We start from the raw sequence: 12,436 nt of genomic DNA, 5'->3' as shown, positions 1-12,436 counted from the left end.
GGCATATCTCTGCTTTGCCCATCAGCGCAGGCTTTTCAAGCCCTCCGAGTCCGCAGTGGACCGTCTCGCGGCCCTCAGGCTCCGGATCAGACGGCGCGTTCCACCATCATCTTCTTGATCTCAGCAATCGCCTTGGCCGGGTTCAGACCCTTCGGGCAGGTCTTGGCGCAGTTCATGATGGTGTGGCAGCGATACAGCTTGAACGGATCTTCCAATTCGTCCAGACGCTCACCCGTCGCCTCATCGCGGCTGTCGATGATCCAGCGATAGGCATGCAGCAGCGCGGCAGGCCCAAGATAGCGATCACCGTTCCACCAATAGCTCGGACACGAGGTCGAGCAGCTGGCGCACATCACGCATTCATAGAGACCATCCAGCTTGCGGCGGTCCTCGATCGACTGCTTCCATTCCTTCGCCGGACGGTTGGTCTTGGTTTCCAGCCACGGCATGATGCTGGCGTGCTGGGCATAGAAATGGGTCAGGTCCGGTATCAGATCCTTGACCACCGGCATATGCGGCAGCGGGTAAATCTTCACGTCGCCCTTGATCTCATCCATGCCATAGATACAGGCCAGCGTGTTGATCCCATCGATATTCATCGCACAGGACCCGCAGATGCCTTCGCGGCAGGACCGGCGAAAGGTCAGGGTCGGATCGATCTCGTTCTTGATCTTGATCAGCGCGTCCAGAACCATCGGCCCGCATGTGTCCATGTCGACGAAATAGGTATCGACGCGCGGGTTCTGGCCGTCATCCGGGTTCCAGCGATAGATCTGGAACTTGCGCACATTGGTCGCGCCATCGGGCTTGGGCCATGTCTTGCCCGTCGTGATGCGCGAATTCTTGGGGAGGGTCAGTTGTACCATGTGTTCCTCTCCTTAGAACGTCCGCGCCTTGGGCGCGATTTTCTTCAGGCTGATGCCGCCTTCGTCTTCGGTGGTCAGGGGATCGACGACGACGGGGCGATAGCTAAGCTCGACCTTGTTGCCCTCGACCCGGCTGACGGTGTGGACGCGCCAGTTCTCGTCATCCCGCTCGGTGAAATCCTCATGCGCGTGGGCACCGCGGGATTCCTTGCGCGCCTCGGCCCCGACGATCGTGGCCAGCGCGCTTGGCATCAGGTTGGTCAGTTCCAGCGATTCCATCAGGTCACTGTTCCAGACAAGGCTGCGGTCCGAGACTTTCAGGTCGTCCATCTTGGCCGCGATGGCAGTCATCTTCTCGACGCCGTCGGCCATGGTTTTGGACGTCCGGAACACCGCCGCATCCGACTGCATGGTCTTTTGCATCTCAAGCCGCAGATCGGCAGTGGGGATTGCACCGCTGGCGTTGCGCACCGCGTCAAACCGGTCGAACGCCTTGTCGACCGAGGTCTGGTTCAAGACCGGGTTGGACGCATCCGCATCCACAACCTTGCCCGCCCGGATCGCCGCCGCGCGGCCAAAGACCACGAGGTCGATCAGCGAGTTCGACCCCAGCCGGTTCGCCCCGTGGACCGAGGCACATCCGGCCTCGCCCACGGCCATCAGACCGGGGACCACAGCGGTGGGGTTGTCGGCGGTGGGGTTCAGCACCTCGCCCCAATAGTTCGTCGGGATGCCGCCCATGTTATAATGCACGGTGGGCAGAACCGGGATCGGTTCCCGGGTCACATCGACGCCGGCAAACACGCGCGCCGATTCCGAAATGCCCGGCAGACGCTCGGCCAGCGCCTCAGAAGGCAGGTGGCTCAGGTTCAGGTGAATGTGATCCCCGTCATCCCCGTGCCCGCGACCCTCGCGAATTTCCATCGTCATCGAACGGCTGACATAGTCACGCGGCGCAAGGTCCTTGTATTGGGGCGCGTAACGCTCCATGAACCGTTCGCCTTCCGAGTTCGTCAGGTATCCGCCCTCACCCCGGGCCCCTTCGGTGATCAGACAGCCTGAGCCGTAGATGCCGGTGGGGTGGAACTGCACGAATTCCATATCCTGTAGCGCCAGACCCGCGCGGGCCACCATGCCGCCGCCGTCGCCGGTGCAGGTATGGGCCGAGGTCGCGCTGAAATAGGCCCGGCCATAACCGCCGGTCGCCAGCACCACCATCTTGGCGTTGAACACATGCATGGTGCCGTCGTCCAGCTTCCAGCAGACGACGCCCTGACATTGCCCATCATCGGACATGATCAGGTCGATGGCGAAATATTCGATGTAGAACTCGGCGTTGTTCTTGAGGCTTTGACCATAAAGCGTGTGCAGGATCGCGTGGCCGGTCCGGTCGGCAGCAGCACAGGTCCGCTGCACCGCAGGGCCTTCGCCGAATTCGGTGGTGTGGCCGCCAAAGGGGCGCTGATAGATCTTGCCCTCTTCCGTCCGGCTGAACGGTACGCCGTAATGTTCCAGCTCATAAACCGCCTTGGGGGCCTCGCGCGCCAGATATTCCATCGCGTCCGTGTCACCCAGCCAGTCCGAGCCCTTGACGGTGTCGTACATATGCCATTGCCAATGGTCCGGCCCCATATTCGACAGCGAAGCAGCAATGCCGCCCTGTGCCGCCACGGTATGAGAGCGGGTCGGGAACACCTTGGTCACACAAGCGGTGCGCAGGCCCTGTTCGGCCATGCCCAGTGTGGCACGCAGCCCGGCACCACCGGCGCCGACCACAACCACGTCATATTCATGCGTTTCGTATTCGTATGCAGCCATTTCTTTCAGCTCCGGAGAATCAAAGGGCGATGCGCGCGATGGCAAAAAGGCCAGCGGCCGCTGCACCATAGGACAGGCAGGTGGTCAGGATGATCAGCAGCTTCTCGGCAACGCCATGCACATAGTCCTCAAGCATCACCTGCGCGCCTTCGGCAAAGTGTTTGAAGCCAATCACCAGCGTCAGGGCTGCCACGATGGCCGGGAAGGGGCGCGAGTAATAGTCCAGCACCACATCATAGGGCTGGCCCAGTACGGGGCCGAATGTGAAGATGAACAGCGGCACAAGGATCAGCAAAGCCACCGAGCTGACCTTCATCCGCCAGAAATGAGCTGTGCCCGCCTTGGCCGATCCAAGGCCCGTCGCGCGTTTGCGGTCTGTCAGGTAACGCATATCTGGCCTCCTTTACGCGACGATCAGCAGGGTCAGCAGGGTCAGCACGACCGAGCCGATGACAACCGCCCAGCCCAGCTTCATCGCTGTGGGCAGGTCCAGACCAACCGCGTTGTCCCAGATCAGGTGCCGTACACCGGCCAGCGTGTGATACCAAAGCCCCCAGAGCGACAGCGCCATCACCAGATCGCCCAGCACCGAGGTCAGCCACCAGTTTGCGCGCTCGAACGCCTCGGGCGAGGTTGCTGCGGCCAGGAACCACCAGACGATCAGCAGCCCTGCCACAACCAGGGCATTGCCGGTGATCCGGGTCAGGATGGATGTGACCGACGTCAGCTGAGGTCGATAAATCGACAAATGCGGCGAAAGCGGGCGATTGCCCCGATTTACATCGGCCATGGCGGCTCCTTTTCGGTTGGCTACCGAACCTTTTACTGTTTTTTGCGACACTGTCACGCGCTGCAGGTGCAAAAAACGTTAAATCCGGCGCAAATCATCCGATAAATCCAATTCGTGATCACACAAAATAATCTCGTGATCACAAATTGCATTCACGGTCACCAATGTTAGCGTTTTCAATGGAAAACCAATGTGATCACGAATCTATGGCATAGACCGTTCAAGCCCCGCCGTTTGCTGTGTCACCTCGCGCAGCAGCTTCTTGCGGATGCGTTCGGGATAATCGGCAAACCCCGCCGCCGAAACGACAAAGGCCCCCTCGCCCACGATCACATTCTCAAAGAAATAGGCTGTCAGATCCGGTTCGCTTTCCTCGATGGCGATGGCGTTCACGGTGACGCCTCGATCGCGCAGCTTGCCGTGCAGGGTGCCCGGTTCGATCCCCTCGTTCGATATCCCGTCGCCCGACAGATCGATCAGATGCCGCGTACAGTCGGTCACGCTGTCGAAATGGGCGATCGTCATCTCAAGCGCCTCGCCGATTGCGGTCGAGAAGTTGCGCCAGACGCGCGGGTCCTCGGCCACTTGGCCCGCGAAACGGTCGAGCGTGGCGAAACTGTCGATCTGCGTCCAGGGAATTGTGACCCGCTGGCGGGTACTGCCAGTCCATTGCACCAGCATCAGCCGGGCCTGTCCGCGCACCAGCGCCTCGGACACGATCGGATCGCGCAGACCTGCTGCAAGGCCGTCCATCTGGATGCGGTATTCCTCGGAATCCACCGACCCGGACACGTCGACCGCAAGGGCTAGCGCCAGGTCGCAGGCATGGGCCTGCGGCGCAAGGCAGAGACAGGTTAGAAGGGAACGCAGAACCATCATGGGCCAAACCTAACACGGAAATCGCCACCTGCGATCACTTCCGTGTCAGCAAAAACGCGGCTGACTCAGATCGGCATCAGCGCCCAGTAATCAAGGTCCAGTAGCACATCCGGCAGGTATTTCCCGGCCTCGTCGCGCAGCTGGAACGGCGCGCCGCCCTTGGTGGCCACCAGCCGCAGCCGGATCGCACCGACGCCGGGCACGGCGGTTTCGGCCTTGTCCAGAACCTGCGACCACGCCTTGATCGTGTCCCCCGCGAAACAGGGATTGGCATGAGCACCGCCGTTCAGGCCCACGATCATCTGCGCATTGGCCAGACCGTTGAACGACAAAGCCCGCGCCAGCGAGATCACGTGGCCGCCATAGATCAGCCGACCCTCGGGGCGGAAGGTGAGGTCGAAATGAACTTTGGCGGTGTTTTGCCAGAGGCGAGTGGCCAGCATGTGCTCAGCCTCTTCGATCGTCACGCCATCGACGTGATCGATCATTTCTTCCGTTTTGTACGCGCCCCAACGGTCGAATTGTCCGGATTGTACAAAATCATATTTCGAAAAATCGAGGCCCTGCGGCACCACCAGATCATCCACCGCAAGCGCCGGTTTCAAATCGGGCACAACCGTCTCGGGCGCAGGCGCATCGAGGTTCGATTTGCGCACCATCACCCAGCGGACATATTCGATCACCACCTCGTCGCGCTGGTTCAGACCGCGAGTGCGGACCCAGACCACGCCGGTCTTGCCGTTCGAGTTCTGCTTGAGCCCGATCACCTCGGATTCGGCGCGCAGGGTATCGCCGGGATAGACCGGTTGCAGCCAGCGCCCCTCGGCATAGCCCAGATTTGCGACCGCGTTCAGCGAGATGTCGGGGACGGTTTTGCCAAAGACCACATGGAACGCCGCCAGATCGTCGATCGGGCTTTGCGGCAGGCCACAATTCCGGGCGAATTCATCCGAGGAATACAACGCATGGCGCGCAGGATAGAGCGCATGGTACAGCGCACGCTCACCATCCGTCACTGTGCGGGGTACCGCGTGATGCAGCACCTGTCCGACGGTGTAATCCTCGAAAAAACGGCCCGGGTTTGTTTTCATTATTGCTGTCCCAGTTTCATGTCGGGGGTGTAGTCGGCCTCGATCTCTTTGGTCACCGCCTGCGCGCAACGCATGACGTTGTTGGCCGTGTCAAAGGCGTAAGAGGGATCGCCATATAGCGACCACCCCTTGGCCAGCGCGTCTGAGACCTTGTGGCAGAAGGCGGACGTGTCTTCCTCGGTCAGCAAGCGATAAAGTTTCGCCATGATGTCAGCTCCTTACGAGGGGAAGGGTGAAGGGCCGACAAGCCCGTGGATATAGCCGATGATCACGAACAACACGATCGAGGCCACAAAGAACATCGCGTCCTTGCCATAGGTGCCCGGTTCGCCCGGGTCCCAGTCGGGCTGGGCACGGTTTATCACGACCACCTCGGCCATGGCCCACAGGAACAATCCGCCGAACAGGATGATTGAAGCCAGATCGCCATTGACCAGCAGATGCGCAAAGGCCCAGGCGCGGAACCCGGCCAGTTGGGGGTGGCGCATCCGGTGCAACAGCCGGCCTTTCTGGCCTGCGGGGCTCATCATCCAGATCGCGATCAGCACCAACAGGTTGTTAATATGCACCATAAAGCTGGGCGGGGCCCAGACAAAGACGGTGTCGGTCATGCGATAGCCAAAGATCATCAGCAACACCGCCGCGACCAGCGCCAGCGCCACCGCGCCCTTGCCTGCGTCGCCCATCGCCGCGCGCCGTTCCGGCATCACGCGTTTGAATAGATGTGCGGCCCACCAAAGCGCCACACCAAGGATCAGAAGAACAAAGCCCATTGCTGGCCTACCCCGCTTGCAAAGCTGTTATCGCCTCTGCTTTTGCCAGAGTTTCGCGGGCAGTTACAATGTGCAGATTTTCAACAATCCTGCCATCGACCACGGCGACCCCCTGCCCCTGCGCCTGCGCCGCGTCAAAGGCGGCAATCTGGCGGCGGGCCAGATCGACCTCGGCGTCCGAGGGCGCAAAGGCCGCGTTGGCAATATCGACCTGCGCGGGGTGGATCAGTGTTTTGCCGTCAAAGCCCATATCGCGGCCCTGTTCGCATTCGGCGGCCAGCCCGTCGGCATCCTTGAAGGCGTTATAGACGCCATCCACGATGATCAGCCCCTCGGCCTTGGCGGCCAGCAGGCACAGGCCCAACGAGGTGATCATCGGCAGGCGGTCGGGGCGAAACCGGGTCCGCAGGTCCTTGGCCAGATCATTGGTGCCCATGACAAACCCCGCCATCAGCGGATGGGCCGCGATCTGGGCCGCGTTCAGCATCCCGCGCGGGGTCTCCATCATCGCCCAGATCGGCAGATCGCCGGTGATCGCCGCCAGCGCATCCACGTGAGCGGGCGTTTCCACCTTGGGCAACAGGACCACATCCGCGCCCATGTCGCGCACGGCCTCGGCATCCGCGCGGCCCCATTCGGTATCCAGTCCGTTGATCCGCACGATCTTGACGCGGGCGCCGTACCCTCCGGCGGCCAGAGCGGTCGCCAGCGTGGCGCGGGCGTTTTCCTTTTCATCGGCGGCAACCGCATCTTCAAGGTCGAAGATGATCGCATCCACCGGCAGGTTGCGGGCCTTATCCAGAGCCCGGTCGCGCGAGCCGGGGATATAGAGAACGGAACGATAGGGGCGGTGACGGGGGTCCACGGGCCTCTCCCTTTGAAATAATGTTGCGCGGAATGGGGCATTTTTTGACGGAAAGTTCAAGAGGAAAATCGCCGCATTGCAGCATACGCGGTGCAACGCGCGTTAGGTTAACCGGATTTCGGTCTGTGGCGCGCACCCTGATTGCGAGAGGGAATCGAAAGGGGTTGCGGATGAAAACGCTGATCAAGATGACGATGGGGCTGGGGATCATGGTACTGGCCGCGCAACAGGTCCGGGCGCAGACGTGCGCACCGCGGGCGGATGTGATCGGGCGGCTGGCCGAGACTTATGGCGAGACGCGCCGCGCCATCGGCATCGCGCGGCAGGGCGCGATGATGGAGGTGTTTGCCTCGGACCGGACGGGAAGCTGGACCATTACCGTTACCTTGCCGGATGGGGTGACCTGCCTGATCGCCAGCGGCCAGTCGTTTGAGGCGCTGGCCGAGGCGCTGCCGCCGAATGCCTAGGTGAGCGCGTCCCAGATCAGCTTGCTGCCGGTCAGGGTCAGCAGCACGTAAGCGATGCCAAAGAACAGGCGTTCGGACAGCATGAAATGCGCCCGGACGCCCAGCCATGCACCAAGGATGGCGAAGGGGGTCAGCAGCAGATCCGCCAGCGCGGTGTGCCATGTGAACAGGCCCAGATAGGCGAAGGGCACGAATTTCACCGCGTTGATCACCCAGAAGACCAGCACGGTCGAGGCCTGAAACTCGGTCTTCGTCAGGCGTTGGGACAGCAGATAGACGGCGGCGGGCGGGCCGCCCGCATGGCTGACGAAGCTGGTGAACCCCGCAATCAGCCCCGCAAACAGGCCAGCCGGGGGTGGCAGGCGGTTGGTAAAACCCCGGATCCAGCCCTTCGACTGGGCCACGTGCCAGATCACGAATCCGACCGAGATGCCTCCGATCAGCAGGCGCAGCAGGTCGTCATCGGTCGCGCGATAGAGCCACGCGCCCAGCGCCACCCCGGGCACCGCGCCCAGGATCAGCAGGCGGGAATCCGGCCAACTCCAGCGCTTCCAATAGGGTTTCAGCGTGGCCACATCGATCACCATCAGGATCGGCAGCATCAGCGCCAGCGCCTGCCCAGGCGTCAGGATCAGCGCCAGAATCGACGAAGACGCAAAGGCCACCCCCGAGCCGAACCCGCCTTTGGATATCCCGGCAAAGATCACCGCCGGGATTGCCACGGCAAAAAACATCAGGTTCATCTCGAACATCGGGCATCCCGCGAATAGGCATGTGTTGCAGGCGGTTTAGCGCAACCGGCAGGGGCAGCGCAAACGGTATGCGGTTGTATGCCACGCCGCGCAAGGCTTGCGCAGCGCCGGTTTTGCGACTAGCACATCCGCGATTTCAAAACCCATCGGAGATATTCCAAATGGCCAGACCCAAGATCGCGCTGATCGGCGCAGGTCAGATCGGCGGCACGCTCGCCCACCTCGCAGCAATGAAAGAACTGGGTGACGTTGTCCTGTTCGACATCGCCGAAGGCACCCCCGAAGGCAAGGCCCTGGATATTGCGGAATCCGGCCCCTCGGAAGGTTTTGACGCCAAGCTGAAGGGCACCCAATCTTATGCGGATATCGCCGGTGCCGATGTCTGCATCGTCACCGCCGGTGTCCCCCGCAAACCCGGCATGAGCCGCGACGACCTGTTGGGCATCAACCTGAAGGTCATGAAATCGGTCGGCGAAGGCATCGCCGCCAATGCTCCCGACGCGTTCGTCATCTGCATCACCAACCCGCTGGACGCGATGGTCTGGGCCCTGCGCGAATTCTCGGGTATGCCACATAACAAGGTCTGCGGAATGGCGGGCGTTCTGGACTCGGGTCGTTTTGCCCACTTCCTGTCGGAAGAATTCAACGTCTCGATGCGCGACGTCACCGCCTTTGTTCTGGGCGGCCACGGCGACACGATGGTGCCGTCAGTGCGCTATTCGACCGTTGCTGGTATCCCCCTGCCCGATCTGGTCGAGATGGGCTGGACCACGCAGGACAAGCTGGACGCCATCGTGCAGCGCACCCGCGACGGCGGTGCCGAAATCGTCGGCCTGCTGAAGACCGGCTCGGCCTTCTATGCGCCTGCCACCTCGGCGATCGAAATGGCCGAGGCCTATCTGAAAGACCAGAAACGCGTTCTGCCCTGCGCCGCCTATTGCGACGGAGAGCTGGGTGTTGAAGGCATGTATGTGGGCGTGCCCACCGTCATCGGCGCCGGTGGCATCGAGCGCATCGTCAACATCAAGCTGAACGAAGAAGAGCAGGCCGGTTTCGACAACTCGGTCAATGCCGTGAAGGGCCTGATCGAGGCCTGCAAAGGTATCGACAGCTCGCTGGCCTAAGACCCCAGTCAGTGCTGAATTCAAACCGGCCCGCGTTTGGGCCGGTTTTCTTTTGCCCGCCGCCAACTCCGATCATATCGAATGTTCGGCATGTTGGCGCAAACGACGCAAATCTCCTCTATGTAGGCGTTTTTCGGATGTGAATCGACGCCATCGAATCAAACTCATGTTCTTGCAAGTTTTGTGATCACACCCCAAAAAGCTGTGATCACAAATATCGAAAATCTTCCGCAATTTGCCGTGAGAGGTCAAAAAACTCTTTAAACTTGACCCTTAGAAACCCCTATAACGGTTAATCGTAGTCAGACGGGACATATTTCGATGAACATTCACGAATACCAAGCCAAAGCTCTTTTGCGGAGCTATGGCGCTCCGGTCTCCGACGGTCGCGCGGTTCTGCGCGCCGAGGAAGCCAAAACCGCAGCCGGTGAACTGGATGGCCCCCTGTGGGTCGTCAAGGCGCAAATCCATGCGGGGGGGCGCGGCAAAGGCTCGTTCAAAGAGGCTGACGCCGGTGAAAAGGGCGGTGTTCGTCTGACCAAATCGGTGGAAGAAGCTGCTGAAGAAGCCAAGAAGATGCTGGGCCGCACGCTGGTCACCCATCAGACCGGCCCCGCAGGCAAGCAGGTGAACCGCATCTATATCGAAGCCGGATCGGGCATCGAGACCGAGATGTATCTGGCGCTGCTGGTGGATCGCCAGACCAGCCGCATCTCGTTTGTCTGCTCGACCGAGGGCGGTATGGACATCGAAGAGGTGGCGGCTGCTACTCCTGAAAAGATCCTGTCCTTCTCGGTGGACCCCGCAACCGGCTATCAGCCCTATCACGGCCGCCGCATCGCGTTTTCGCTGGGCCTGCAAGGCGCGCAGGTCAAGCAATGCGTCAAGCTGATGAACCAGCTCTACAACGCCTTCGTCGAGAAGGACATGGAGATGCTGGAGATCAACCCGCTGATCATTTCGGACAAGGGCGACCTGAAAGTGCTGGACGCCAAGGTCGGCTTTGACGGCAACGCGGTCTACCGCCACCCCGACATCGCCGAACTGCGCGACACGACCGAGGAAGACCCTAAGGAACTGGAAGCCTCGAAATACGACCTGAACTACATCGCGCTGGATGGTGAGATCGGCTGCATGGTCAACGGTGCTGGTCTGGCGATGGCCACGATGGACATCATCAAGCTTTACGGAGCTGAGCCTGCCAACTTCCTCGATGTGGGCGGTGGTGCGACCAAAGAGAAAGTGACCGAGGCGTTCAAGATCATCACCTCGGACCCGCAGGTCAAAGGCATTCTGGTCAACATCTTCGGCGGCATCATGCGCTGTGATGTGATTGCCGAGGGCGTTGTCGCCGCGGTGAAAGAAGTCGGTCTGCAGGTTCCGCTGGTCGTGCGTCTGGAAGGCACGAATGTCGAGAAGGGCAAAGAGATCATCAACACCTCGGGCCTGGACGTGATCGCGGCGGACAACCTGAAAGACGGTGCCGAGAAAATCGTGAAGGCGGTTAAGGGTTAAGCTCTTTGCTGAAACAGGCAGCCATAACCTTTGCGGCGCTTTCGCAAATTGGTCTCGCATATGCTGAAATCGAAGCATGTGCGTCCCATGACGAAACTTGCTTGGCATGTGCCACGGCGATCCACAATAGCATCTTGCAGAAAGTCGTGGTGAGTTCCGTCGATATGGGGCATTGGCCAGAAAAAGCCAATTTGGTTCCGGGTTCAATTGATGGCAAACGGCGCTACGTCTTTCCTGATGTCGCCATTTTGGGAGAGAGTGGGTCCAAGCATCTGGCCCATGCGGAGTGCTTTCTCAATAAGCCTGCTTCAGAACCAGTGTGGATCACCGTACAGTTTCGCGAGACACCGGCTTCAGAAGATTATGGTCTTCCCAACAGTCGTCAAAAAACACCGAAGCAAGCGCTTAGTTTGTTAAGCGACGAAGACTACGAGGCCACCGGCCTTCCATTTTCTCGCTATTTCGCGCTGAACTCAGATCAGATTTCAGAAATCCTGAACACAGAATAGGAGACTCCTAAATGGCAGTCCTCATCGACGAAAATACCAAAGTGATCTGTCAGGGCTTTACCGGCTCGCAGGGCACATTCCACTCTGAACAGGCCATTGCTTATGGCACCAAGATGGTCGGCGGCGTGACCCCCGGCAAAGGCGGGATGACGCATCTTGACCTGCCCGTGTTCAACTCGGTTCACGAAGCCAAGCATGTGACCGAAGCCAATGCCAGCGTGATCTATGTGCCGCCGCCCTTTGCGGCTGACTCGATCCTTGAGGCGATTGATGCCGAGATGGAGGTGATCGTCTGCATCACCGAAGGCATCCCGGTTCTGGACATGATGAAGGTCAAGCGCGCGCTGGAAGGTAGCAAATCGCGCCTGATCGGGCCGAACTGCCCCGGTGTGATTACGCCTGACGCCTGCAAGATCGGCATCATGCCCGGCCACATCCACAAGCGCGGCTCGGTCGGTGTTGTGTCGCGTTCGGGTACGCTGACCTATGAGGCGGTCAAGCAGACCACCGATGTGGGTCTGGGCCAGTCCACCTGCGTCGGCATTGGCGGCGACCCGATCAAAGGCACCGAGCATATCGACGTGCTGGAATGGTTCCTGGCGGATGACGAGACCCACTCGATCATCATGATCGGTGAGATCGGTGGCTCGGCCGAGGAAGAAGCCGCGCAGTTTCTGGCGGATGAGGCCAAGAAGGGCCGCTCGAAACCCACCGCCGGTTTCATCGCAGGCCGCACGGCCCCTCCGGGCCGCCGCATGGGCCACGCGGGCGCGATTGTCGCCGGCGGCAAGGGCGGTGCCGAGGACAAGATCGAAGCCATGCGCAGCGCCGGTATCGTCGTGGCCGAAAGCCCCGCGACGCTCGGTGAGGCTGTGCTGGAAGCGATTGGGTAGACTGTGATCTTGGGCGGAAAAGTTCTGCCTTGTCTTGCGGCTACCTTCTGGGTAGCCGCAACCTCCCCGTTGTATTCAGATACTGAGGCGCTAG

The 12,436-nt window shown here is 60.6% G+C and carries 15 protein-coding genes; 5 read left to right on the top strand and 10 right to left on the bottom strand.

All coding sequences use genetic code 11. The annotated features are described in order from the left end of the window. Positions 1 to 86: 86 nt before the first annotated feature. The 9 genes from ACR0J1_RS11440 to ACR0J1_RS11400 form a co-directional block, all read right to left on the bottom strand. Positions 87 to 866 (bottom strand): succinate dehydrogenase iron-sulfur subunit, encoded by a 780-nt coding sequence (locus ACR0J1_RS11440; protein ID WP_480518305.1) that lies wholly within the window; start codon positions 864 to 866, stop codon positions 87 to 89. Positions 867 to 878: 12 nt separating this feature from the next. Next, the gene (gene sdhA / locus ACR0J1_RS11435) at positions 879 to 2,684 is read right to left on the bottom strand and encodes a succinate dehydrogenase flavoprotein subunit (protein WP_480732946.1); all 1,806 of its coding nucleotides are present in this window, start codon (positions 2,682 to 2,684) and stop codon (positions 879 to 881) included. Positions 2,685 to 2,703: 19 nt separating this feature from the next. Further along, entirely contained in the window at positions 2,704 to 3,075 is a 372-nt protein-coding gene (sdhD, locus tag ACR0J1_RS11430) for a succinate dehydrogenase, hydrophobic membrane anchor protein (protein ID WP_480732945.1), read from the bottom strand. A gap of 12 nt (positions 3,076 to 3,087) precedes the next feature. Beyond that, positions 3,088 to 3,474 (bottom strand): succinate dehydrogenase, cytochrome b556 subunit, encoded by a 387-nt coding sequence (gene sdhC / locus ACR0J1_RS11425; protein ID WP_480531955.1) that lies wholly within the window; start codon positions 3,472 to 3,474, stop codon positions 3,088 to 3,090. A 204-nt stretch (positions 3,475 to 3,678) separates the two neighbouring features. Further along, positions 3,679 to 4,353 (bottom strand): DUF1194 domain-containing protein, encoded by a 675-nt coding sequence (locus ACR0J1_RS11420; RefSeq protein WP_480732944.1) that lies wholly within the window; start codon positions 4,351 to 4,353, stop codon positions 3,679 to 3,681. Between the two features lie 65 nt (positions 4,354 to 4,418). Further along, positions 4,419 to 5,447 (bottom strand): MaoC family dehydratase, encoded by a 1,029-nt coding sequence (locus ACR0J1_RS11415; RefSeq protein ID WP_480733049.1) that lies wholly within the window; start codon positions 5,445 to 5,447, stop codon positions 4,419 to 4,421. Beyond that, positions 5,444 to 5,650: a DUF1737 domain-containing protein gene (locus ACR0J1_RS11410; protein ID WP_480732943.1), complete on the bottom strand. Its 207-nt coding sequence runs from the start codon at positions 5,648 to 5,650 to the stop codon at positions 5,444 to 5,446. The genes ACR0J1_RS11415 and ACR0J1_RS11410 overlap by 4 nt, the downstream gene beginning before the upstream one ends. Before the next feature lie 12 nt (positions 5,651 to 5,662). After that, a complete protein-coding gene (locus ACR0J1_RS11405) occupies positions 5,663 to 6,217 on the bottom strand; it encodes an NnrU family protein (protein WP_480732942.1) in 555 nt (184 codons plus the stop codon). A gap of 7 nt (positions 6,218 to 6,224) precedes the next feature. After that, positions 6,225 to 7,082, bottom strand: coding sequence for an HpcH/HpaI aldolase/citrate lyase family protein (locus ACR0J1_RS11400; protein ID WP_480732941.1), 858 nt, complete (start codon positions 7,080 to 7,082; stop codon positions 6,225 to 6,227). Positions 7,083 to 7,252: 170 nt separating this feature from the next. Between ACR0J1_RS11400 and ACR0J1_RS11395 the strand changes: the two genes are divergently transcribed. Further along, positions 7,253 to 7,549: a hypothetical protein gene (locus tag ACR0J1_RS11395; RefSeq protein WP_480732940.1), complete on the top strand. Its 297-nt coding sequence runs from the start codon at positions 7,253 to 7,255 to the stop codon at positions 7,547 to 7,549. On the opposite strand, the gene ACR0J1_RS11390 is transcribed toward ACR0J1_RS11395, so the two are convergent. After that, the gene (locus ACR0J1_RS11390; RefSeq protein ID WP_480732939.1) at positions 7,546 to 8,301 is read right to left on the bottom strand and encodes a sulfite exporter TauE/SafE family protein; all 756 of its coding nucleotides are present in this window, start codon (positions 8,299 to 8,301) and stop codon (positions 7,546 to 7,548) included. The two genes, ACR0J1_RS11395 and ACR0J1_RS11390, sit on opposite strands and share 4 nt — an antisense overlap. A gap of 161 nt (positions 8,302 to 8,462) precedes the next feature. On the opposite strand from ACR0J1_RS11390, the gene mdh reads away from it, so the two are divergent. The 4 genes from mdh to sucD all read left to right on the top strand — a co-directional run bounded on the left by mdh (position 8,463) and on the right by sucD (position 12,342). Then, positions 8,463 to 9,425 carry a malate dehydrogenase gene (gene mdh / locus ACR0J1_RS11385; protein ID WP_480732938.1) on the top strand — a complete coding sequence of 321 codons (963 nt, stop codon included), beginning with the start codon at positions 8,463 to 8,465 and terminating at the stop codon, positions 9,423 to 9,425. Between the two features lie 321 nt (positions 9,426 to 9,746). Then, the gene (gene sucC / locus ACR0J1_RS11380) at positions 9,747 to 10,940 is read left to right on the top strand and encodes an ADP-forming succinate--CoA ligase subunit beta (protein WP_480732937.1); all 1,194 of its coding nucleotides are present in this window, start codon (positions 9,747 to 9,749) and stop codon (positions 10,938 to 10,940) included. A 5-nt stretch (positions 10,941 to 10,945) separates the two neighbouring features. Next, the gene (locus ACR0J1_RS11375; RefSeq protein ID WP_480732936.1) at positions 10,946 to 11,449 is read left to right on the top strand and encodes a hypothetical protein; all 504 of its coding nucleotides are present in this window, start codon (positions 10,946 to 10,948) and stop codon (positions 11,447 to 11,449) included. An 11-nt stretch (positions 11,450 to 11,460) separates the two neighbouring features. Then, positions 11,461 to 12,342 carry a succinate--CoA ligase subunit alpha gene (sucD, locus tag ACR0J1_RS11370; RefSeq protein WP_480531935.1) on the top strand — a complete coding sequence of 294 codons (882 nt, stop codon included), beginning with the start codon at positions 11,461 to 11,463 and terminating at the stop codon, positions 12,340 to 12,342. Positions 12,343 to 12,436: the final 94 nt, after the last annotated feature.

Source organism: Ruegeria sp. CJ3, assembly GCF_056536725.1.
Note: the sequence above shows the minus strand (reverse complement) of the source record. Positions and strands in the feature narration are given on the sequence as shown.